Consider the following 19,792-nt stretch of genomic DNA (forward strand, 5'->3'; position numbering starts at 1 on the left):
CACAGCAAGAGCTGTGCTTTTTTTATAAGAAGAACAGTTTAAATTTCGGTGTTAACCAATGGTTGTTCTACTGCAAAAGTTGGAGGAGTTAAAACAGTTTTACGAATCTCTTTCGAAGTTTCTGGATAATCGAGCGTGTAGTGTAGCCCACGTGATTCTTTGCGGTGCATAGCACAGCGAACAATCATCTCAGAAACGAGCACAAGATTACGCAGTTCAATCAGGTTTTTACTGACACGGTAATCTTGATAATATTCAGTGATTTCACGCTTTAACATCTCTATACGGTGTAAAGCACGCTCTAAACGTTTTGTAGTTCTTACAATACCAACGTAGTTCCACATGGTCGAACGTAACTCATCCCAGTTTTGTAAAATCACCACATCTTCATCTGGATTGGTTACTTGAGAGTCATCCCAAGTTGGTACTTCTGGTAATTTGAAGTTTTCATCAAACTTATTTTCGATGTCTTTTGCTGCACTCATGCCGTAAACAAAGCACTCAAGTAATGAGTTACTTGCCATACGGTTTGCGCCATGTAAACCTGTATAAGAGGTTTCACCAATTGCATATAGACCTTCAATATCGGTCTGACTATTTGAGTCAACTACCACACCACCACATGTATAGTGAGCTGCTGGCACTACTGGAATCATGTCTTTGGTAATGTCGATACCTAACTCAAGCAATCGTGCATAAAGTGTAGGGAAGTGCTCTTTAATAAATTCAGGTGATTTGTGGGTAATATCTAACCATACATGACGAATACCGAGACGCTTGATTTCGTGGTCAATGGTACGTGCCACAATATCGCGAGGAGCCAACTCTGCACGATCATCAAAACGAAGCATAAAACGTTCGCCATCTGGCAAGCGTAAATAAGCACCTTCACCACGCATGGCTTCGGTAATTAAGAACGAACGCGCTTGTGGATGGTATAGGCAAGTTGGGTGGAACTGGTTAAATTCCATATTGGCTACGCGGCAACCTGCACGGTAAGCCATGGCAATGCCATCGCCTGTGGCAATATCTGGATTTGATGTGTAAAGGTAAGCTTTCATCGCACCGCCGCAAGCAAGTGCGGTAAATGGTGCAAGGAAAGTATGAACTTTTTCAGTGTTTTCATCTAAGGCATACAAACCAATAGCGCGATTTGCCTGATCTGTATGACCTAATTTATGCGACGTGATTAAATCAATCGCAATATAGTTTTCAAAAATAGTAATATTCTTGCGTTCTTTGGCGCGTTCAACCAATGTAGTTGAAATGGCTTTGCCTGTAGCATCAGCAGAATGGATAATGCGGCGCTGTGAGTGACCCCCTTCACGCGTTAAGTGAAGTTGCTCATCTTCATCTAAGGTGAACTGAACACCTTGCTCTAAAAGGAAATCAACAGAAGGGCGACCGCCTTCTACAGTATGTTGAACTGCATCTATTTCACATAAATGAGCACCTGCAATCATCGTGTCATTAATGTGTTGTTGAATAGAGTCAGTTTCATCAAGAACAGCAGCAACACCGCCTTGTGCATAGAAGGTACTTGCTTCAGTCAAAGCAGCTTTGGCTAAAACTGCAATATTAAAATGACTTGGTAACGATAAAGCCAGACTTAAACCAGCACCGCCACTGCCCACAATAATCACGTCAAAGTGGTGAATTGTCTGTTGATTAGGCATGTCCATTCGCATCAATTTAAAACGTCCGCTAATGACACCCCTTTTTACCTAAAAAGGCAAGAGCTTAAGCGCTCTAAGTCACAGAAAAATTGCAATTACCTTAAAAAATTGCAATGTGTAAAATAAACGTGATCATGATGTCTTATAAGTAAACATATTGTTACGCACAATTCCAAAGCATTGTGATACAAAAGTTTTATTCTTATTCTCGTAGACCAATTGTGGGTGAGCACCGAATGAAATCTCGCTATTTACAACAAGGAATGTATGCAGCGGTATTTACAGTTGCCGCTGTTCAAGCAAACGCTGCTGTTGATTTTTCAAACCTCGTTGAACAAGTTAGTCCAGCTGTGGTGAGCGTAAACGTCGTAAAAAAAATGACTCAGGATGAACTGTTACAACAGCAAGTTCCTGAAATTTTAAAACGTTTCTTTGGTAATCAGGTCATCATTCCACAGCAACAAGGTCCTCAAGAAAAAACTGCATACGGTAGTGCATTCTTTATTAGTAAAGATGGTTATTTACTCACAAACCATCATGTGATTGAAAATGCTTCCCGCATTAGTATTACTTTAAATGACCGTCGTGAAATTGATGCAACTGTTGTTGGTAGTGATGAACGTACCGATGTTGCCTTATTAAAGGTCAATGGAAATAATTATCCAGCTTTAAAAGTGGGTAATGTTGACCGCTTGCGAGTCGGTGAGCCTGTTTTAGCGATTGGTTCACCATTTGGTTTTGATTACTCCGCTTCAGCAGGTATTGTCAGTGCTAAATCACGAAATATGAGTGGTGAAACCTCTGTACCGTTTATTCAAACAGATGTGGCTTTAAACCCAGGTAACTCAGGTGGCCCATTGTTTAATCAAAACGGTGAAGTAGTCGGAGTAAACTCACGTATCTTTAGTGGTACTGGTGGTTATATGGGCTTGTCTTTCTCTATTCCAATCGATGTGGCGATGGATGTAGCTGAACAGCTTAAAACCAAAGGGAAGGTTACTCGTTCATACTTAGGCGTTATGATGCAAGATATTGATCGTAACCTTGCTGATGCCTACAAATTACCTAAACCAGAAGGTGCTCTTATCACACAAGTTACGCCAAATTCACCTGCTCAAAAAGCAGGGCTTAGAGCTGGTGATGTGATTTTAAAACTTAATGGAACTTCTGTACTACGCACAAGTGATTTGCTCTATGCTTTAAACAAAGTACAGCCAAATCAAACTGTTCAGTTTGAAGTATTACGTGATGATAAAACTCGTAATATTTCGGCAACTTTGGCAACCGCACCAGATGAAACACCAGCTACAGGTGCTCAGACTTCTGCCTCTAAAGGTCCGGTTTTAGGCATGAGTATTCGTGATTTAGCTGAGCCAGAGAAAAATGCATTGAGCGTAAAAGGTGGTATTTATGTTCAAGATGTTCGCCGTGGTGGATTAGCATCATTGTCAAATATTATTCCGGGTGATGTGATTATTCAGGTTAATAATACTCAAATTTTGAATAGCCAAGATTTTGCAAAAGTTGTTTCTAACTTACAAAAAAATACGGTTGCGCGTGTTGGAATTATTCGCCAAGGCCAACGTGCAATGCTTGGTTTGCGCATCCAGTAAAATAATTTAAAAATGAGCCACCCTGAAAATGGGTGGTTTTTTATTATTTGTATTCGGCATAATGTTCGATCTAGCTAATTTAATTGTAGTTTTAGGTTTAATGATTAAAGTGGGTGTTTTGTGAGCAGTATTTTCGATTTGCATATTCAGGTTCAGCCACAGCATATTGATGCTTTGGGTCATGTTAACAATGTAATGTATGTCCAATGGATGCAAGATGTTGCTGCTGCTCATGTTGAAACATTAGGTGTAGGCGTAACCAAATACCTTGAGCTTAAACATGCAATGGTGGCCGTTGAGCATCATGTGCAATACCGTAAAGCAGCGTTTGAAGGCGAAGAAATTGTACTGCGAACATGGCTCGATGATATCAATGCACTTTACTCATTTCGCCAGTATGTTTTTTATCGTCCTTCTGATCAGGCAGTCTTATTTGTTGGGAATACCAAGTGGGCATGTATTGAAATTGCATCGGGTCGACCAAAACGAATGTCGCCAACTTTTACACAAGCTTATAAGCCCCTTGATACAAGCATAAATCCTTTGGATTTTACTATTTCATATGCTCGTTAGTCGGAAGTATTACATATGCTTTGAATTGTCATTTTTTAGAACATAAGTACAAAGCTCATGATTATTTTGGATACTTTAAAATATCCATCTGCTATAATCTCTCGCAATTTGTTAAACCGCTTTGGCTATGTATTAAAACAAGCTACATAGCACTTTATATTTTCTCAAGGTAGCCCATGGCGCAAGCTAAAAAATCCGTTGATATCAAAAATATCCGAAACTTCTCGATTATCGCTCATATTGATCATGGTAAGTCTACTTTAGCTGACCGTTTCATTCAGATGTGTGGTGGCCTACAAGATCGTGAGATGCAAGCTCAGGTCTTGGACTCAATGGAGCTTGAGCGCGAACGTGGGATTACCATTAAAGCAGCGTCTGTGACATTGTATTACACCCATCCAAATGGGCAGGAATATCAGCTTAATTTTATTGATACACCTGGGCACGTTGATTTCTCGTATGAAGTTTCTCGTTCGTTGGCTGCATGTGAAGGTGCATTATTGGTTGTTGATGCTGCGCAAGGCGTAGAAGCACAATCAGTTGCAAACTGTTATACAGCTATTGAACAAGGTCTCGAAGTTCTTCCTATTTTGAATAAAATTGATTTACCGCAGGCTGAACCTGAACGTGTAATTCATGAAATTGAAGAAATTATCGGGATTGAAGCGACAGATGCACCGACTTGTTCAGCAAAAACAGGTTTAGGCGTTGAAGGTGTATTAGAGCGTTTAGTTGATGTTATTCCGGCACCAGAAGGTGACCGTGAAGCTCCACTTCAAGCGTTAATTATCGATTCATGGTTTGATAACTACTTAGGTGTAGTTTCTCTTGTCCGTATTAAACAAGGTCGTATCCGTAAGGGCGACAAAATGTTAGTTAAGTCGACAGGACAAACTCATCCAGTAACTTCTGTTGGTGTATTTAATCCTAAGCATACTGAAACAGATATTCTTGAAGCTGGTGAAGTAGGTTTTGTTATTGCAGGTATCAAAGACATTTTTGGTGCGCCAGTAGGTGATACCATTACACTTGCAACTACACCAGACGTTGCAACGTTACCGGGTTTCAAAAAGGTTAAACCGCAGGTTTATGCGGGTCTTTTCCCAATCGATTCAAGTGACTTTGAACCATTCCGCGAAGCATTACAGAAATTACAAATTAACGATTCTGCCTTGTTCTTTGAACCTGAAAGTTCAGATGCACTTGGTTTCGGTTTCCGCTGTGGTTTCTTGGGCATGTTGCATATGGAAATCGTACAAGAGCGTTTAGAGCGTGAGTACGATCTCGATTTAATTAGCTCTGCACCAACAGTAGTTTATGAAGCTGTTACCAAAAAAGGTGAGACGATCTATATCGACAGTCCGTCTAAGATGCCAGATGGTTCAGTTGTTGAAGATTTACGTGAGCCAATTGCTGAATGTCATATTCTTGTGCCGCAAGAATACTTAGGTAATGTCATGACCTTATGTATTGAGCGTCGTGGTGTACAAAAAGACATGAAATTCTTAGGTAATCAAGTTTCGATTACTTTTGAAATTCCAATGGCTGAAGTCGTAATGGATTTCTTTGATAAGCTTAAATCATGTTCACGTGGTTTTGCATCGCTAGACTATAACTTCGTACGTTTTGAAAGTTCATCTTTAGTTAAGGTTGATGTGTTAATTAATAGTGAAAAGGTTGATGCCTTGGCTATGATTTGTCACCGTAATGATGCTCGTCATCGTGGTATTGCTCTAGTTGAAAAAATGAAAGACTTGATTCCACGTCAAATGTTTGATGTGGCAATTCAGGCTGCCATTGGTGCGCAAATTATTGCTCGTTCGACCGTTAAGGCGATGCGTAAAAACGTCCTAGCAAAATGTTATGGCGGTGACGTGTCTCGTAAGAAGAAATTACTTTCTAAACAAAAAGAAGGTAAGAAACGTATGAAACAAGTGGGTAGTGTAGAAATTCCACAAGAAGCGTTCTTAGCTGTTTTGAAAGTAGAAAGATAAAAGAAAGGGCTGGGATGAACTTATATTCTCCCAGCCATAAAGCAAGCAGCTAGGCTGCGAGTGAGGTCATGTGGATTTTGATTTTAATTTAATTCTTGTTCCAGTTACGCTGATTTTATTTGCAGTGTGGTTGCTAGATAAGCTCGTTTTTAAACAGCGTGCGAATAAAGGGCGAGAGAACGAAAATTTTGTTATTACATGGGCCTATGACTTTTGGCCAGTTTTAGCTGTTGTGCTTGTATTACGTTCATTCCTTTATGAACCATTTAACATTCCATCAGACTCTATGGTTCCAACTTTAGAGACTGGCGATTTTATTTTGGTTAATAAGTTTGACTATGGTGTTCGTTTACCTATCGTCAATAAAAAAGTGATTGATGTTGGTGAGCCTAAACGTGGTGATGTTATTGTATTCCGTTACCCACCTCAGCCGACTATTAGCTACATTAAACGTGTAATTGGTTTACCGGGTGATCATATTGTTTATGATCATGGGCAATTGATTATTAATGGTCAAAAAATTCCTAAAGTAGCAACTCAGTTTAGTCGTGAAAAAGATGCTTTAGATACACCTACGTCGATTTATCATAAAGAAACGATTGGTGATCATACCTTTACAATGCGTGAGCTTGAAGGCGTAAATGTTGCGCGTCAGGCACCTTTTATCAACTATGTTGATAATGGCAAATATTCGAACCAAGACGGTTTATATTGGGAAGTGACAGTTCCAAAAGGACATTACTTTGCAATGGGTGACAACCGCGATCAAAGTGCTGACAGTCGTTTCTGGGGCTTTGTTCCTGAAGAAAACTTAACAGGCCGAGCTTTCTATGTCTGGATGCATAAAGAACCTGGTTTCCACCTGCCAAGCTTTAACCGAAATGGAAAAATAGATTAAAAACAACCATTAGGAAAACAAAAATGCGTAAGGCACAACAGGGTACTTCGTATTTAGCAATTTTATTTGGGGTGGTCATATTTGCAGTTGCGGCGAAAGCCGTACTTGCAGTTTGGCCAGCATATTGGGATGATCGTGTGATTAATAATCAGATTACTGAGCTTATGCAACAAAGCTCAGCTGATACCACACCCCAAAAGTTTATGACACAAATGGATCAACGACTTGAAATGAACAATATTCGTGACCTCCATTTTAAGGAGATTGCAGAAGTGTTTAATGAGTCTGGTTTAATTGTCAAAAAGAAATATGAAGTAAGAAAACCATTCTTACTAAATATTGATTTAGTTTTAACATTTGAGAAGAGTTTTGACAAAACATCAGTTCAAACTAAGTGATCCTCGCTTACTCAGTCGGATCGGTTATCAATTTAAGCAGCCCGAATTGCTACAGTTAGCTTTGACTCATCGTTCGGTGAGTCATAGGTATAACTATGAACGTTTGGAGTTTTTAGGCGATTCGCTATTGGGGATGATCATCGCCAATTATTTATATCATGCCTACCCACATGAAAATGAGGGGCGTTTAACGCGTATGCGTGCGACTCTGGTTCGCCAAGAAGCTTTAGGTAAAATTGCAAACGATTTGCAACTTAGTCGGTGTTTAATATTAAGCACGGGCGAATTGAAATCTGGTGGTCATCATCGTGAGTCAATATTGGCAGATACTGTAGAAGCGATTATTGGCGCAATATATCTTGATTGTAGTGACCTGAACCTACTCAACGATATTGTGTTAAAATGGTATGTACCTTATTTAGATCATATTGAGCCAACAGATCAACTCAAGGATCCAAAATCACGTTTACAAGAGTATCTACAAGCACGTAAAAAACCTCTCCCTGTTTACGAGGTTGTAGATATTCAGGGTGATGCACCTCATCAGCACTTTAAAGTCGAATGTTTGGTAGATGGTTTACCAAAGATTTATGGTGAGGGGTCAAGTCGTCGTTTTGCCGAGCAGGCAGCAGCGGCGGAAATTTTAAAGTTATTGGAGCAATAACCTGCATGTCGATGCATTCTGATCAAATCAATCCAGATTCAAATGAAAACCAAGATCCAAACAATCTGATTGATCAATTTTTTAGTTCCAAAGGCGTTACAATTCCTTCGGATTTTAAGAGCGGATTTGTGGCGATTGTGGGACGTCCAAATGTGGGTAAATCTACCCTCATGAACCATTTATTGGGTCAAAAACTCTCGATTACTTCGCGTAAACCTCAAACGACACGCCATAAAATTATTGGTATTGATTCACGTGAAAAAATGCAAGCGGTCTATGTAGATACACCGGGGATGCATAAGAAAGAAGTACGTGCCATCAATAAAATGATGAACCGTGCTGCGCATTCTGCACTACGTGACGTTAACTTAGTTTTATTTGTTATCGATGCCTATAAGTGGACTCAAAATGACGATTTAGTGCTTGAGAAACTCAAGAATGCTGAAATGCCTGTTATTTTGGTGATTAACAAAGCTGATACTTTTGAAGATAAAAGAGAGATTCTTCCTCTAATTCAAGAGCGTACTAAGCTTATGAATTTTGCTGAGATTGTTCCTGTTTCTGCTCTACGTGGAGCTAACTTGGAACATTTAAGTGAAACGATTGAAAAATATCTTCCTTATCAGCCACCACTGTATTCATTTGATCAAATTACGGACCGTTCTGAGCGCTTCTTAGCAAGTGAGATCATCCGTGAAAAAATCATGCGTCAGTTGGGCGAAGAGCTTCCATATGATTTAACAGTACAAATTGAATCTTTCAAAACGGAAGAAGAAACTGTTAATGAGAAAACGGGACGATTAAAACCAGCTTGTACTTATATCGATGCAACTATTTTTGTGGATCGTGCTGGTCAAAAAGCAATCGTAATTGGTGAGAAAGGTGCCAAGCTTAAAACGATTGGTATGGATGCCCGTAAAGATATGGAAAAAATGTTCGAACAAAAGATCATGCTTACCTTATGGGTTAAGGTTAAAGGTGGTTGGTCTGATGATGAGCGTGCTTTAAAAAGTTTAGGATATAGTGATATCTAAGAAGCAGGGAATACTGGTATGAAAGCAATTACATCAATATTAGCTATTGTTGGATGTGCATTGATGTTGCAAGGTTGTGTATACAAGCTTGTAACCGTACCAGTAGGTATTGCTTATAAAACAACTAAAGGTGTAGTGAAGGGTACAGCTGCTGTTGTAGGAGCTGTAATTCCTGATGGTGACGACGATAAGAAAGAAAAAGAATCTAAGGAATAGTTTCTTTTTATGATGCGCAATGAAATCCTGCATGGATATATGATTCATCATCGTAAATATCGTGAAAAAAGCCATATTGTGCATCTCTTCACTCAAGAGTATGGGCGAGTCGATGGTATTTTAAGACAAACTCCACCCCCTCAATATCAGCCTATCCGATTACAAGCAACGGGTAAAAGTGAACTGAAAAATTTTACGAAACTGGAAATACTAAATCAGCCAGTTTTCTTTTTTGGTGATGCTTTTTTCGCTGGTTTTTATTTAAATGAAATTGTTTTAAGACTTTGCCCTTTAGAAGAAGCAATGCCGCAAACATTTGAACAATATCAATTAACACTACTTCAACTACAAGAATTGTCTTCGCACGAAAACCCAGATCTCTTTCTTAGACAGATATTAAGACAGTTTGAACATGTCTTGCTTCCTGAGTTAGGTTACGCGATTGATTTTTCAGTTGATAGCTCCCAAAAAGAAATTTTGCCGCATCAATTTTATCAATTTCAAGTGTCTGAAGGCTTTGCTCCAGTCGTTCAGGCAAGCCGTTCATCTCTGTCTGGAAAAGCAATTTTATCTATGTTGGACTATGAGCAAGGTCAGGATTTTTCTCACGAACAATTGCAATTATTAGGTAAACTATACCGTCAAATGATTACATCGCTTTTAGGAGATCGTCCCCTAAAAAGCCGACAATTGTGGATTCAAAACACTCAAACTTAATCGTAATTAGGATTTATTTATGGCTGCATTGCTTGGTGTAAACATAGACCATGTTGCTACTTTAAGACAGGCGCGCGGAACTACTTACCCAGATCCTGTAGAAGCCGCTCTCATTTGTGAACAAGCTGGCGCAGAGGGTATTACTTTGCATTTGCGCGAAGACCGTCGCCATATTCAAGATGATGACGTGCGTCGTATGCGTCCATTGTTAAAAACGCGTATGAATCTAGAGTTGGCTGTTACTGATGAAATGGTCGAGTTTGCAAAAGAAATTCAGCCACAGCATGTGTGCTTCGTTCCTGAAAAACGCCAAGAAGTGACAACGGAAGGTGGTTTAGACGTAGTAGCTAATTTTGAAAAAGTTAAGGCTGCAACTCAAGCTTTAGCTGCATTGGGTTGTGATGTATCTTTATTTATTGATGCAGATTTTGCTCAAATTGATGCAGCAATTGAATGTGGAGCACCTACGATTGAGTTACATACAGGTGCGTATGCAGATGCGGAAACAGAGCAAGACCAACAAGAAGAACTAGCACGTATCGTAAAAGGTGTCGAATACGCGGCAGCAAAAGGTTTAGTTGTAAATGCGGGTCATGGCCTCAATCTAAAAAATATTGCTCCAATTGCAGCGATTCCACAAATTCATGAGTTAAATATTGGTCACTCAATTATTGCTGAGAGTGTTTTTGTAGGTCTGGTGCAGGCTGTTAAAGATATGAAAACAGCAATTCAGGCAGCAGGATAATTAGTAATGTCGAGTATCAATTATGATGAGTTAATGCAGCCTGTATTAGACTTCTTGGGATGTCAAACCCCAAATGAATGGCTGGAGGAAGCCGTTAATAATTTAGATATCTTGATGCAAGATCATGCTAATTGTGAAAAGAAAGCTGCTAGTACAGCAATGAACTTAATGTTCCGCTATAGCTTCTTTCCTGACTTACAAGTAAAACTTGCTCAACTTGTACGAGAAGAAATGCTTCACTACGAACAAGTGCTTGAGCTTATGGCTAAGCGTGGTCAAGAGTGGACTGGTTTAAGTGCTGGACGTTATGCTGGTGGCCTCCGTAAAGAGATTCGTACCTATGAACCTGAAGCTTTAATTGACGTACTTGTGGTAGGTGCTTTTGTTGAAGCGCGTTCATGCGAACGCTTTCATGCACTTGCTCCACGTGTAGATGATGAGTTAGGACGCTATTATCGTTATCTGCTTAAATCGGAATCACGTCATTTCGAAGACTATTTAGCTCTTGCACTCGATGTGGCCAAAACAGCAAAAATGAAAAATCCTAAAGAGGATATTCAGCAGCGTATTGAACATATTCGTGAGGTTGAAAAAAATCTGATATTAACACCAGATGATACTTTCCGTTTTCACAGTGGTGTTCCTGCGTAGTTTTGGACGGCTTTTGTTAAAAAAGTTTACCTTCCAAGGTAAACTTTTTTATTAGATATAATTTATCTAGTAGGATCAAATAACTCTGTTTTTAGTTATTTAATGCACATAATTATTTAATAAATATATTTTTTATAGATTTTAATTTCTCTTAAAATTTTTAAAAAAACTTTTTTTTTTTTAGCCTAATAATAAATATTGTGTAAATATAAAGGCTGATATGTTCATCATGAGTTCAACTAAAATAGTTGATTATTTCCAAGGATATAAGAATGTTAGCATTAGTTACAGGCGCATCGGCAGGTTTTGGTTATAGTATTTCAAAAAAGCTGATCGAGTTAGGCTATAACGTTATTGGATGCGGAAGACGGGCAGAAAAACTAGAAGAACTAAAACAACAACTGGGTGAAAAATTCTATCCATTAGTATTTGATATGACGGATACAGCAGAAAATATAAATAAGATATTTAAAGAGTTACCCAATGAATTTCAAATTGATCAAATTGACTTGCTTGTAAATAATGCAGGTTTGGCATTGGGTTTAGAGTCGGCAGATAAAGCGGAATTAGATGATTGGTACACGATGATTGATACCAATGTTAAAGGCCTTGTGACAGTTACCCGATTAATTTTACCAAGTATGGTAAACAAGAAATCTGGCTTAATTATTAATATGGGTTCAATTGCAGGTACATACCCATATCCGGGTGGTAATGTTTACGGTGCAACAAAGGCTTTTGTAGAGCAGTTTAGTCTAAATCTTCGTGCGGATTTGGCTGGTACAGGTGTGCGCGTGACTAACGTTGAACCAGGGCTGTGTGGGGGGACTGAATTTTCACTTGTACGTTTTAAAGGGGATCAAGATAAAGTGAGTAGTCTCTATGATAAGAAAAACCCAATTTTGCCTGAAGACATTGCAAATACGGTAGCTTGGATTGCATCTCAACCACCACATATTAATATTAATCGTATAGAAATGATGCCAACAACGCAGTCTTTTAATCCTTTAAAAGTGGTTGAAGTAGAAGAATGATTTAAGAAGAAAATATGTTGTTTAGAGTTAAGTTGTATCGTTAAACCTAACACATGCTCTAAGAAAAAATTAAATCCTCTATCAATAGATAGGGGATTTTTTGTAGTTATTGATAAATTTATGGCAAAAAAAAGCCCGCTTTAATGCTGCGGGCTTTTTAGTATTTGGCTCTCCCACCTGGGCTCGAACCAGGGACCTGCGGATTAACAGTCCGTCGCTCTACCGACTGAGCTATGGGAGAATCTGCATGCGATTATAAGGAGATTTTGACAAGGGTCAAGTGAAAATCGTCATGTTTCCTTCATTTTTGTGTTGTATGCTTTTTATTTGATCAGGTTGGGTGGCAAACTCATAAATTACTTGCACTTTAAAAACTGAATTGCTAGATTCAAAAAAGAACAAGCGTTTGGAGAAATCCAAACAGTGTGGATTTAAACCAACTTGCCAGCACTAAAATGGCTAAATCGGAGATAAGTATGAAAACACTTGCTATTGCTTCTATTTTTTCTAATTTTGATTTTTATCAACGTAATTATCTTAATATATTAAATCAACCTGAATACTATTACACATGTGTAGAAGATGCGTGGATTGATGCTTTTCCATTTAAAAAGCAGAGATTGTACTTAGGTGATTTGCTACAACTCTGGTTTAGTTCAAAGTGGAATGTGCGTACTTCATTTAAAGTCTTAAAGTGTTCCAAATTGCTAGATCAATCGCAACCTCTTTATATTTTCCAGCTCGAAGGCGAATTATTATTAGGTAAAAATAAAGTTTTGGCTTGGTCTACTCAGCATCGGGAAGTTGTCGAGCTTCAACTTAAAAATATTTGGGCGCCATATGCGATTGCTCAAACTTGTGGACGTCCAATTATTCCTTACGTCATAAAAAAGGCAGCCGTTTAAAGCTGCCTTTATTCTTTATGGGCGAATGATCATGCAGGTTGCTGTTGCATAAGCATAAAGTTTACCTTCTTCATCAATAATTTTTCCTTCGGAAATACCCAAGTTTTTACTTAAATTAATAACTTTACCTGTGGCAATTAAAGCCTGATTTTGGGGAATAGGGCGGCACATTTTTACATTAAGGTCGATGGTGCCATAACCCACACCTGCGGGTAACATCGTATGAACAGCACAGCCTGTTACGGAGTCTAGGACTGTTGCAGCAAAGCCACCATGTACACCACCTAATGGGTTTAAATGGTTGAGATCTGCTTGTGCTTTAAAGGTTACAGATCCTTCAGAGATTTCAGTAGGTTGCATTGGAATCGTTTTGCTAATACTGGCAGGTGGAATGTGACCTTCAATCATGGCTTGTAAAAATTCGAGACCTGTCATTTCCATAGGATTTTTCATTTTTTGAGTCCCTCAGTAATTAAAGTTCCAAAATAGAACTTGATGTTAAATTAGGCGCTAAAATGCATATTGTCAAGTTGGCAAGTATAAGAAATATGGCTGTTTTATAGTTTATAAACTTGTAAAATGTAGTTGAGTAGAATATTTTATAACCCTAAAAATATAAACTTCTTGTGGAAAATAATAATGAACGGTCAGTGTCTATGCGGTGAAACAACTTTTGAAGTTGAATTAAAAAATCATGATGTACATGCTTGCCATTGTTCGATGTGTCGTAGACAAACTAGTGGTGTCATTATGACAGTTGATGTGGTCAAAGGTAGTTTAAAGTTTATTCAGCAAAAGCATCTTAGCGTATTTAACTCTTCTGAATGGGGCGAAAGAGGCTTTTGTAATACTTGTGGAACAACAATTTTTTGGAGAACGAAAGATCAAAGCTACTGTAATATCAATGTATTTTCTTTAAATGAGCCAATAGAAGACTTGAATTTAGATATGGAAATTTTTATTGATTCAAAACCCGATTTTTATACTTTCCAAAATCAAACAAAAAAATTAACTGAGGCTGAGGTAGTCGCCTTGTTTAACCCAGAATAATTTTAATTATAAAAAAAGGCCTCAATTTTGAGGCCTTTTTTAATTTTACAAATTATTTAGCAGCTTTTTCTGCTTCAATTGAAGCGATCGCAGCGTCAACACCTTCAATCGATTCAGCAGCTTTTTTGATACGTGCTAACGCATCTACAAGTACTTCATCAGCTGTTGCATATGAAATACGCATGAAGCCGCCTAAACCAAATGCATCACCAGGAACAACTGCTACGCCAGTTTCTTCAAGTAACCATTCAGAGAATTCTGTGCAAGACTTTAAGCCTTTTGCACGAATAAGAGGGCGAATGTTTGCATAAGCATAGAATGCACCATCAGCAGGTAAGCAAGAGATACCTTTGATGTCGTTTAAGCCGTTTACAACTAAGTCATGACGGCGTTTAAACGCTTCAATCATTGGTTCTAAAACATCTTGTGGGCCATTCAATGCAGCTTCAGCAGCAACTTGTGAAATTGAAGTTGGGTTAGAAGTTGATTGAGATTGGATTTTTTTCATTGCACCAATGATTTTTGCTGGGCCGGCTGCATAGCCAATACGCCAACCAGTCATTGCATATGCCTTAGAAACACCATTTAAAACAATTGTGCGGTCATATAAATCTGGAGCAACAGTTGCAATGTTGTAGAACTCATCTTCCCAACGAATTGGTTCATACATGTCATCAGAAGCAACAAATACTTGTGGATGACGACGTAAAACTTCAGCTAAAGCTTCTAATTCAGCTTTACTATAAATCATACCTGTTGGGTTAGATGGGCTGTTTAATACCACTAAACGAGTGTTTGGTGTAATCGCAGCTTCTAATTGTTCAGGAGTGATTTTGAAGCGTTGCTCTTCACCACATTTCACAATAACTGGTGTACCTTCAGCAATAATCACCATATCTGGATAGCTTACCCAGAACGGTGCAGGGATGATCACTTCATCACCTTTATTTAACAATGCAAGTGCCAAGTTAAAGAAGCTTTGCTTACCACCACATGAAACCAAAATCTGGTTTGCTTGATAATCAAGATTATTATCACGCTTCAATTTAGCAATAATTGCTTTTTTTAACCCAGGAGTACCATCTACAGCCGTATATTTGGTGAAACCATTATTAATTGCTTCAATTGCAGCATCTTTAATGTGTTGAGGGGTATCAAAATCTGGCTCGCCAGCACCTAAACCAATCACATTCTTGCCAGCAGCTTTAAGCTCAGCAGCTTTGTTAGTTACAGCAAGTGTAGGGGACGGTTTGATAGCATTGACACGATCAGAAAGACGTACGTCCACGGCAATATTCCTCTTATGGGATTAAAAATAAAAAGCATACTATCTTATCGCAAAAATTAGGTAATTTGCGGATGCAGGTATTTTTAGATGTAAAAAAGTTTAATTTAAGAAAGATCTTGTTGCGCTTTTATTCAATTAAAGCTTTTTTGGAAAGAAAGGAGAAAAATACTTTATAATAGGCGGCAATCGAAATTTCGAGACTGAATTATGACTGAGCAACAGCCAAAACAGAAAAAGGCTTTGGTGAAATTGCCATTCCCAATGCCGAATGAAAGTAATCAAGCAGATGATGCTGTACACAACCAAGTGCGTCCGAAGCCAGAGCAATATGCTGATAGAACTTGGATGCCTCCTCGTGGTACTCGTCGCTCAATGGGTAAACGCTAATTTAAATAAAAAACAGGCATATTGCCTGTTTTTTATTGCTGTAATATTTCTTGATAATAGATTTTTTTCTTTTGATACATATGGTGATCTGCGCGTTTTAGCATATCTTCCACCTGTTCATTGTCTTTTGTTGTTGCATGCCCAATAGCGATACTAATTGGGTGACTTGAGTAATATTGATTATCTATATTGAAAAGTTCCTGAATTGTTTGAAGCATCATTAAAACATTCGCTTCGTCTGCTCCGGGCATTAAAACAACAAACTCATCTCCACCAATTCGAGAAGCGGTATAAGCAGTATTTGTGATTGCCTGATTTAGAATATTACCTACACGGCGTAACAACCCATCGCCAATATCGTGACCCAGTTGATCATTGGTTTCTTTTAAACCATTCATATCTAAAAAAATTGATGAAACAGGGCGGATAATACTGCGATTTAAACGATTAAGTTCTTCTGTAAAGAATGCGCGGTTATAAAGTTTAGTCAGTACATCATGTTGCCCTAAATATTCGAGATAATTTTCAGCTTTCTTTCGAGCTGTAATATCTGTGAGTGCAACCTGAACCAGTCCCCATGTCTCTTCATACCCTGGGAATACAGTAAATTGCAGTAGGACATTTCTAATTTGTCCATCTAATGCATAATTAATTGCTTCACGCTTGTGGTGAATATTTCCTTGCCATAGCTCAATCAGTTGCTCTCTGAAGGTTTCTACCATCTCATCGGCAAAAATTTTATGGGTATTTTTTAGCAAAGTGTTTTTATCGGGTGCTTTAAATAAATCGATGGTCGACTGATTAACATCTAAAATCAAAATATCTTCGATACATTGACGAACAAATTCAGGATGTACATCTAAAAAAGTTCTAAAATCTTCTATACCTAATAATCTAAGCTGATCAATTCTGTTTTTAATACGACTAAAATCTTCGACCCAAAGAGAAGTGGGTGAGTAAATAAACATTGACTCTGCTAAACGTCTATTTTTCTCTTCTTGACGGAGTGCGTTTTTGTAAGGAGTAATATCTTCAGTCGTAATTAAAATACGGCTAAAGGTGGCTTCAGAGCCTGGTAAAATTGCCCCCCGTAGTTGTACATCAATAGGTTTACCAGAGAGCGTGTAATTTATAGTAGTACTTGAGAAGTGGGTTTTGCCATTCCATAACGCTTCGAGTTCGTGAATATGGGCTTCAAACATCTCTTTTTTAAAAATAAGATCTAAGTTCGCGCACAGTTCTTCTTGGTTTTTTGCTTCAAAAAGTTCTAAAGCTTTTTGGTTGACTTTGATCACTTTAATTTTATGGGCACATTCAATAATCAGATTTTTATTTTGGCTTAGAAAATCATATAGATTTTCAATCCCTTGGCTTTTCCATAAGTCAAATAACTGTTTAACTTCACTGAAATCCTCAATCCACATTGGAATTGGGGTTAGGTCAAAAATTGAAGAATCTAAAGTTTCCATATGTTTCTTTAAGTATTCAGTTTGTCTCAAAGTATAGTGAGAAAAATTAAGATTTGGAAAGATAAACAGATTAAATCTATTAGAATAATTAAAATAAAGAATATTTAATGTAAGTGAAATAATATAATGAGAAAGCAGAGGTTATCTGCTTAACTCATAAAATGACAAAATAAATTAGCGGTTAATTGGGTGTTCAATGTGTTTTTCACCACGCCATAATTTAATAAAGTCTTGCTCATCGAAATCATATAGTTCCATAAGTGCAACAATAACACTTACGAAAATCATCGCGCCTTCTGAATTACCATGAATATTGAAAATCTTACCATTGAGCTTACCCAAAATATCACTTAATTCATGATCACGGCCTCTGCCATAACGGTCACGAGGATACAATTCTTCATTAAGTACGATAAGTGCTACTGCTTTTTCAGCATTCGATAAATCTGTTTTATCTAAAGCTTCTTCAAAAGACTCGCTACCATGATTAAAGTAAAAGATGACTTCATCATTAATGAAACTTTGAACCATTTTTTGAGTAAGTGTCGGGAACTGTGAAACAGCGTTTTCTTCGACATATGGTTTAAATGATTCAGGGAAAATTACATTGTGATATATGCCCTTAAAAAGTGGAGCAATTTCAGAAACTTTATAACCTGCGATTCCACATCCTAAAGCAGTCACAAAGTACTTCATTTTAGGATGATTTTTTGCATAAATTTTAAAGTCTTCAACATAATGCTCGATTTGGGAGAGTGGCATTTGTTGAATATGTTCATTTAGAGTTGGAATTGCAAAGCTTTGTCCAGCCCAGCCACGACCTACACCTTCAACTGCACCAAAGTGCTGACTAGCAACTCGGGCAGCTCCACTACTGTGTTGCCCGGCAAGATTGCTTCCAAATACGAAAACTGTATCTTCAGGAAGTTCCGTTACAATGCTTTCATCATGATATTGGTATGACATATTCTTATCATTAAATAGAGTATAAGCTCATGTTGCAGTTGATTGCGGGAAGGGTCAATACCTGTTTGCATTTTTCTTTTATATTTTTTATAAGACTGTACTCAATGAAGATGAAAGTTATCAATTTATTTTATAAAGAAGGACTTATAAGAAATTGATATGTTTTTATAGAGTCATAAAGTAAAGGTCTTACTTAAATAACAAAATCAGATGAAATTTGATTCCTACCATTTGCTTTAGCTTTATAGAGGAGATGATCTGCACGATGCAAAGCCTGTTCAATGTCCTGTAAGTTTTTTATAGAGGTGAGTCCATAACTTGCTGTAATTCTAATTTTATTATTCGTAAATACAGTTTGTTCTATCAAAGCTTTAAGCCGTTGTGTCTGGTGTAAAGCATCTATTTCATTTTTAGCCGAGATCAAGCAAATAAATTCTTCACCTCCAAACCGTGCTAATAAGTCATTAGCCTTTTTCTTGTTTAGTATTATTTCACTAACACCTTTTAAAATTAGATCACCTGTATAATGACCCCATGTATCATTAATTGCTTTGAAATGATCAAGGTCGAAGTATATTAAAAAATAAAAACTATTACCAAAATCTATAACCTTATTTTTTTCAAAAAAACCACGACGATTTAATAAATGAGTAAGCGGATCTTGAAAACGTTCATTATTAAGATGATGAATAACATCTTTGACGGCGCATCCACTAATGACTAGAGCAAATAAAATATTTAAGAGGATGTTGGCTGACATACATAGCAGCCACCATACTGATGAGGTTAAGGTAAATTGACTTTGATCTATAGGCTCTAAAAATATGAAGTTAATTCCAGCTCGAAAAAAAGAATATGAAACACTGATCAAATAAAAAATTAAGATCCATTTATCAAATGATTTAGAGGACGGTAATTTTTTTAGTACATGTGGAATTGTAATAAAACCTACTAAACCCAAAGAAATATTTAAAATAATTAATCGTACCCATATTTGGGGCTGTATATATGAAAAATAGGTCAATATAGCAATCGTACATAAACTAATCGCTAATGCTAATTTGTGCCTAAAAGAAACCTTTAACTTCAGACTAATAGCATAGGCACCGAACCAACTGCCTAATAAATATAAAATTGCTGTGAAAGGAGCTGCTAAAGTAAGTTGTGCATTGTTCATTAAACATTGAGCAAATAATGCAATTGAGGGAATGACATAAGCTAAGCCAATCCATAATAAAAAAAGATCAGCTTTAAAAATTAAGCGGCAAAATGTAAAAGCGAGTCCAATCAAAAACAGGCAACTTGGAACAATTAATATAAAATATTGCATATTGATGGAATTCACAGCAATTTTTTTAAATTTTCATATTTTTGAAAGGCATAGAATAAAGTGTATTCATGTGTAAATTCAAGGTTGAGACTTTAAATTATGAAAATATAAAATTTGAAGATATTCACTATATGTAATCAAAAATCTGATTAAAGAACAGAAAAATGATTGTAAATTTGGCTTA

At 37.4% G+C, this 19,792-nt stretch carries 21 protein-coding genes, 1 tRNA gene and 1 pseudogene; 16 read left to right on the forward strand and 7 right to left on the reverse strand.

Annotation, left to right across the window (positions count from 1 at the left end):
• Window positions 1-38: 38 nt before the first annotated feature.
• Window positions 39-1,682: an L-aspartate oxidase gene (nadB, locus tag NE363_RS04835; protein WP_019457250.1), complete on the reverse strand. Its 1,644-nt coding sequence runs from the start codon at window positions 1,680-1,682 to the stop codon at window positions 39-41.
• A gap of 230 nt (window positions 1,683-1,912) precedes the next feature.
• Here nadB and NE363_RS04840 point away from each other — a divergent pair, with 230 nt between their 5' ends.
• The 12 genes from NE363_RS04840 to NE363_RS04895 all read left to right on the forward strand — a co-directional run bounded on the left by NE363_RS04840 (window position 1,913) and on the right by NE363_RS04895 (window position 12,213).
• Entirely contained in the window at window positions 1,913-3,289 is a 1,377-nt protein-coding gene (locus tag NE363_RS04840; RefSeq protein WP_004699956.1) for a Do family serine endopeptidase, read from the forward strand.
• 120 nt (window positions 3,290-3,409) lie between these two features.
• The gene (locus tag NE363_RS04845) at window positions 3,410-3,862 is read left to right on the forward strand and encodes an acyl-CoA thioesterase (protein WP_019457248.1); all 453 of its coding nucleotides are present in this window, start codon (window positions 3,410-3,412) and stop codon (window positions 3,860-3,862) included.
• A gap of 176 nt (window positions 3,863-4,038) precedes the next feature.
• Window positions 4,039-5,856, forward strand: a complete 1,818-nt coding sequence (gene lepA / locus NE363_RS04850) for a translation elongation factor 4 (protein ID WP_004699962.1) — start codon at window positions 4,039-4,041, stop codon at window positions 5,854-5,856.
• A gap of 70 nt (window positions 5,857-5,926) precedes the next feature.
• On the forward strand, window positions 5,927-6,754 hold the full coding sequence (gene lepB / locus NE363_RS04855) for a signal peptidase I (protein ID WP_019457247.1): 828 nt from the start codon (window positions 5,927-5,929) through the stop codon (window positions 6,752-6,754).
• Window positions 6,755-6,777: 23 nt separating this feature from the next.
• Window positions 6,778-7,152: a DUF4845 domain-containing protein gene (locus NE363_RS04860; protein WP_445535939.1), complete on the forward strand. Its 375-nt coding sequence runs from the start codon at window positions 6,778-6,780 to the stop codon at window positions 7,150-7,152.
• Window positions 7,124-7,816 (forward strand): ribonuclease III, encoded by a 693-nt coding sequence (gene rnc, locus NE363_RS04865; protein ID WP_445535940.1) that lies wholly within the window; start codon window positions 7,124-7,126, stop codon window positions 7,814-7,816. The genes NE363_RS04860 and rnc overlap by 29 nt, the downstream gene beginning before the upstream one ends.
• An 11-nt stretch (window positions 7,817-7,827) precedes the next feature.
• A complete protein-coding gene (gene era / locus NE363_RS04870; RefSeq protein WP_077163210.1) occupies window positions 7,828-8,850 on the forward strand; it encodes a GTPase Era in 1,023 nt (340 codons plus the stop codon).
• Window positions 8,851-8,868: 18 nt separating this feature from the next.
• A complete protein-coding gene (locus NE363_RS04875) occupies window positions 8,869-9,066 on the forward strand; it encodes an NF038104 family lipoprotein (protein WP_143221112.1) in 198 nt (65 codons plus the stop codon).
• Between the two features lie 9 nt (window positions 9,067-9,075).
• Entirely contained in the window at window positions 9,076-9,783 is a 708-nt protein-coding gene (gene recO / locus NE363_RS04880) for a DNA repair protein RecO (RefSeq protein WP_347913594.1), read from the forward strand.
• Window positions 9,784-9,802: 19 nt separating this feature from the next.
• Window positions 9,803-10,528: a pyridoxine 5'-phosphate synthase gene (gene pdxJ / locus NE363_RS04885; RefSeq protein WP_347913593.1), complete on the forward strand. Its 726-nt coding sequence runs from the start codon at window positions 9,803-9,805 to the stop codon at window positions 10,526-10,528.
• A 6-nt stretch (window positions 10,529-10,534) separates the two neighbouring features.
• Window positions 10,535-11,179 carry a tRNA-(ms[2]io[6]A)-hydroxylase gene (locus tag NE363_RS04890; protein ID WP_347913592.1) on the forward strand — a complete coding sequence of 215 codons (645 nt, stop codon included), beginning with the start codon at window positions 10,535-10,537 and terminating at the stop codon, window positions 11,177-11,179.
• Between the two features lie 272 nt (window positions 11,180-11,451).
• Window positions 11,452-12,213, forward strand: a complete 762-nt coding sequence (locus NE363_RS04895) for an SDR family NAD(P)-dependent oxidoreductase (protein WP_019457242.1) — start codon at window positions 11,452-11,454, stop codon at window positions 12,211-12,213.
• 165 nt (window positions 12,214-12,378) lie between these two features.
• Here NE363_RS04895 and NE363_RS04900 read toward each other — a convergent pair.
• A tRNA-Asn gene (locus tag NE363_RS04900) sits at window positions 12,379-12,454 on the reverse strand.
• Between the two features lie 49 nt (window positions 12,455-12,503).
• Between NE363_RS04900 and NE363_RS04905 the strand changes: the two are divergent.
• A pseudogene (locus NE363_RS04905) lies at window positions 12,504-12,588 on the forward strand (hypothetical protein); the annotation flags it as partial.
• Between the two features lie 101 nt (window positions 12,589-12,689).
• Window positions 12,690-13,118, forward strand: coding sequence for a hypothetical protein (locus NE363_RS04910; RefSeq protein WP_445535941.1), 429 nt, complete (start codon window positions 12,690-12,692; stop codon window positions 13,116-13,118).
• A gap of 15 nt (window positions 13,119-13,133) precedes the next feature.
• On the opposite strand, the gene NE363_RS04915 is transcribed toward NE363_RS04910, so the two are convergent.
• A complete protein-coding gene (locus tag NE363_RS04915) occupies window positions 13,134-13,571 on the reverse strand; it encodes a PaaI family thioesterase (RefSeq protein ID WP_004699986.1) in 438 nt (145 codons plus the stop codon).
• A gap of 186 nt (window positions 13,572-13,757) precedes the next feature.
• Between NE363_RS04915 and NE363_RS04920 the strand changes: the two genes are divergently transcribed.
• Window positions 13,758-14,168: a GFA family protein gene (locus NE363_RS04920; protein ID WP_049066229.1), complete on the forward strand. Its 411-nt coding sequence runs from the start codon at window positions 13,758-13,760 to the stop codon at window positions 14,166-14,168.
• A 52-nt stretch (window positions 14,169-14,220) separates the two neighbouring features.
• On the opposite strand, the gene NE363_RS04925 is transcribed toward NE363_RS04920, so the two are convergent.
• On the reverse strand, window positions 14,221-15,456 hold the full coding sequence (locus tag NE363_RS04925) for a pyridoxal phosphate-dependent aminotransferase (protein ID WP_068934335.1): 1,236 nt from the start codon (window positions 15,454-15,456) through the stop codon (window positions 14,221-14,223).
• A 207-nt stretch (window positions 15,457-15,663) separates the two neighbouring features.
• On the opposite strand from NE363_RS04925, the gene NE363_RS04930 reads away from it, so the two are divergent.
• On the forward strand, window positions 15,664-15,843 hold the full coding sequence (locus NE363_RS04930) for a hypothetical protein (RefSeq protein ID WP_002118942.1): 180 nt from the start codon (window positions 15,664-15,666) through the stop codon (window positions 15,841-15,843).
• 32 nt (window positions 15,844-15,875) lie between these two features.
• On the opposite strand, the gene NE363_RS04935 is transcribed toward NE363_RS04930, so the two are convergent.
• The 3 genes from NE363_RS04935 to NE363_RS04945 all read right to left on the reverse strand — a co-directional run bounded on the left by NE363_RS04935 (window position 15,876) and on the right by NE363_RS04945 (window position 19,608).
• The gene (locus NE363_RS04935) at window positions 15,876-17,312 is read right to left on the reverse strand and encodes a sensor domain-containing diguanylate cyclase (RefSeq protein WP_191001277.1); all 1,437 of its coding nucleotides are present in this window, start codon (window positions 17,310-17,312) and stop codon (window positions 15,876-15,878) included.
• 174 nt (window positions 17,313-17,486) lie between these two features.
• Window positions 17,487-18,278: an A1S_2505 family phage non-structural protein gene (locus NE363_RS04940; protein ID WP_077163135.1), complete on the reverse strand. Its 792-nt coding sequence runs from the start codon at window positions 18,276-18,278 to the stop codon at window positions 17,487-17,489.
• A gap of 193 nt (window positions 18,279-18,471) precedes the next feature.
• Window positions 18,472-19,608, reverse strand: a complete 1,137-nt coding sequence (locus NE363_RS04945; protein WP_445535942.1) for a GGDEF domain-containing protein — start codon at window positions 19,606-19,608, stop codon at window positions 18,472-18,474.
• Window positions 19,609-19,792: the final 184 nt, after the last annotated feature.

It is taken from the genome of Acinetobacter sp. G18, from assembly GCF_052660225.1.

Bases quoted from the DNA above. Each gene is read 5' to 3' on its own strand.
- nadB (WP_019457250.1), bottom strand. From the start codon at position 1,682: ATGGACATGCCTAATCAACAGACAATTCACCACTTTGACGTGATTATT.
- NE363_RS04840 (WP_004699956.1), top strand. From the start codon at position 1,913: ATGAAATCTCGCTATTTACAACAAGGAATGTATGCAGCGGTATTTACA.
- lepA (WP_004699962.1), top strand. From the start codon at position 4,039: ATGGCGCAAGCTAAAAAATCCGTTGATATCAAAAATATCCGAAACTTC.
- NE363_RS04860 (WP_445535939.1), top strand. From the start codon at position 6,778: ATGCGTAAGGCACAACAGGGTACTTCGTATTTAGCAATTTTATTTGGG.
- era (WP_077163210.1), top strand. From the start codon at position 7,828: ATGCATTCTGATCAAATCAATCCAGATTCAAATGAAAACCAAGATCCA.
- NE363_RS04875 (WP_143221112.1), top strand. From the start codon at position 8,869: ATGAAAGCAATTACATCAATATTAGCTATTGTTGGATGTGCATTGATG.
- recO (WP_347913594.1), top strand. From the start codon at position 9,076: ATGATGCGCAATGAAATCCTGCATGGATATATGATTCATCATCGTAAA.
- pdxJ (WP_347913593.1), top strand. From the start codon at position 9,803: ATGGCTGCATTGCTTGGTGTAAACATAGACCATGTTGCTACTTTAAGA.
- NE363_RS04890 (WP_347913592.1), top strand. From the start codon at position 10,535: ATGTCGAGTATCAATTATGATGAGTTAATGCAGCCTGTATTAGACTTC.
- NE363_RS04895 (WP_019457242.1), top strand. From the start codon at position 11,452: ATGTTAGCATTAGTTACAGGCGCATCGGCAGGTTTTGGTTATAGTATT.
- NE363_RS04910 (WP_445535941.1), top strand. From the start codon at position 12,690: ATGAAAACACTTGCTATTGCTTCTATTTTTTCTAATTTTGATTTTTAT.
- NE363_RS04915 (WP_004699986.1), bottom strand. From the start codon at position 13,571: ATGAAAAATCCTATGGAAATGACAGGTCTCGAATTTTTACAAGCCATG.
- NE363_RS04920 (WP_049066229.1), top strand. From the start codon at position 13,758: ATGAACGGTCAGTGTCTATGCGGTGAAACAACTTTTGAAGTTGAATTA.
- NE363_RS04930 (WP_002118942.1), top strand. From the start codon at position 15,664: ATGACTGAGCAACAGCCAAAACAGAAAAAGGCTTTGGTGAAATTGCCA.
- NE363_RS04935 (WP_191001277.1), bottom strand. From the start codon at position 17,312: ATGGAAACTTTAGATTCTTCAATTTTTGACCTAACCCCAATTCCAATG.
- NE363_RS04940 (WP_077163135.1), bottom strand. From the start codon at position 18,278: ATGTCATACCAATATCATGATGAAAGCATTGTAACGGAACTTCCTGAA.
- NE363_RS04945 (WP_445535942.1), bottom strand. From the start codon at position 19,608: ATGCAATATTTTATATTAATTGTTCCAAGTTGCCTGTTTTTGATTGGA.